At 68.9% G+C, this 1,726-nt stretch carries 1 protein-coding gene and 1 pseudogene; one reads left to right on the forward strand and one right to left on the reverse strand.

Annotated elements, in window-relative coordinates:
- Positions 1-339, reverse strand: a 339-nt coding sequence (locus B0F77_RS46140) for a bestrophin-like domain (protein WP_483868462.1), incomplete at its 3' end; no start/stop codon positions are given.
- A gap of 263 nt (positions 340-602) precedes the next feature.
- Between B0F77_RS46140 and B0F77_RS46145 the strand changes: the two are divergent.
- A pseudogene (locus tag B0F77_RS46145) lies at positions 603-1,726 on the forward strand (hypothetical protein); the annotation flags it as partial.

The following is a 1,726-nucleotide window of genomic DNA, read 5'->3' on the forward strand; positions in this document are numbered from 1 at the left end:
CCATTCCTTGTCCGCCACCAGTTTCGGGTACTCGGCGAGCAGCGCCCGGATGTGATCACGTTGCGGCTGCGGCATCACGGCCGTCTGCCAGTAGGCATCGGCCACAGCGGCGGCCTCACGGGCGGCGTTGTCCTCGGCGGAGCCGTTCGCTTCCCACACGATCACCACGTAGAACGCCAGCGCGACGATGAACAGCCCGCTGATCACCGCGCCGAGGAACCCGCGCGAGTCCGCGTCACGGTCGTCGGACTGTTCGTGCGCACGCGAGCGTCCGAACAACAGACAGGCGACGACGGTGACGACCACCGCAGCGAGCACGACGACAAACGCGGTCCACATGGCTTCCATCTCCCCACAGCGGCCACCGTTTGACCACCAACACCACGCTTCCCGGCGGTCTTCCCCGCCCGTCAAGAGCAACCGGCGTTGATCATGCCCACCGCAGGTCCACATGGGATCGCTCCCAGAAACACCCTTTGACACGAACAGGAGAACCGCGGGCCCACCGTCCTCAACGGAGAGTGAGGACAGCGTGATCAACGCGCGGTGACAACCACCAGCAGGCGTGCCAACCTGTGCCGACCCCGACCGAGAGGCGTGGCATGCGCGTACCGATCCTCATCGCCGTCGTGCTGCTGGTTCCGCTGTTCACGCCCACACCCGGCGCGGCGGCCGAGGTGTGGCACACCCAGTTCAACGAGGCGGTGTACGGGGACGTCACGGTCGTCGGCAACGCCGTGCTGACCTGCCCGACCGCCGAGCAGGCCGGTCCCAGCCCGAAGTACCCGCCGCAGTCCTGTGTGGACGCACTGAACCGCAAGGGCCACGGCCCGTCCGCCCAGAACAACGCCCACCGGATGTCCTACACCGACGTCGACGCCGACCCGCGCACGTTCAACTCCTCCAGCGCGATCCTCGCCATCCCCGCCGGCGCGACCATCGCGTACGCCAAGCTCGGCTGGGCCGGCAACGCGACCTGCCACGACGCCCTCACCCCACCCGGCAAGCCGCAGGATCCGGTCACCCTCAACGGAACCGCCATCACGCCGGGCCAGTTCGTCCAAGACGCGCCGGACGAGCTCTCCGGCACCGACAACACCTTCTACAGCGCCGAAGCCGACGTCACCCCGCACGTGAAACCCGGCACCAACACCGTCGGCAACGTCTGGACGCCCCAAGGCTTCGACTGCTTCGGCGGCTGGTCGCTGACCGTCGTGTGGAAGTTCGCCGGCGCCACCCCGGCCGTCCCTGCCCGCCGGCACGTCGCGGTGCACGGCGGTCATGTCCGGCTCTCCACCGAGAAACCGGTGCTCAGCACCCCGGTCGCGCCCACGCATCCCGCGGGCGGCGTGATCCGGCTGGGCATCACCGCCTACGAGGGCGACTGGGCCAGCGACGGCGACCAGTTGCTGGTCAACGGCACGTCGATCGCCGGCCGCAACGCGTTCGTCTCGTCCGCCCAAGGCGCCGCGCACCCCAACAACATGAGCGTGGACGCCCGCACGATCACCCTCGACGAGAACATCCTCAAGCCCGGCGCCAAGGCCGCGGAGCTGATGTTCAAAAGGGACGACGACGCGTTCCTGATGCAGAGCGTGGCGTGGTCGTTCCCGCTGCCGGAGCTCACCCTCCAGGTCGATCCGGCCCAGCCCGCCGCGCACCCCAGGGACAACGTCCGGCAGACCGCCACGATCACCAACGTCGGTGACGCACCCGCGACGGACGT

Source organism: Lentzea kentuckyensis (genome assembly GCF_002150765.1).
GTDB lineage: Bacteria > Actinomycetota > Actinomycetes > Mycobacteriales > Pseudonocardiaceae > Lentzea > Lentzea kentuckyensis.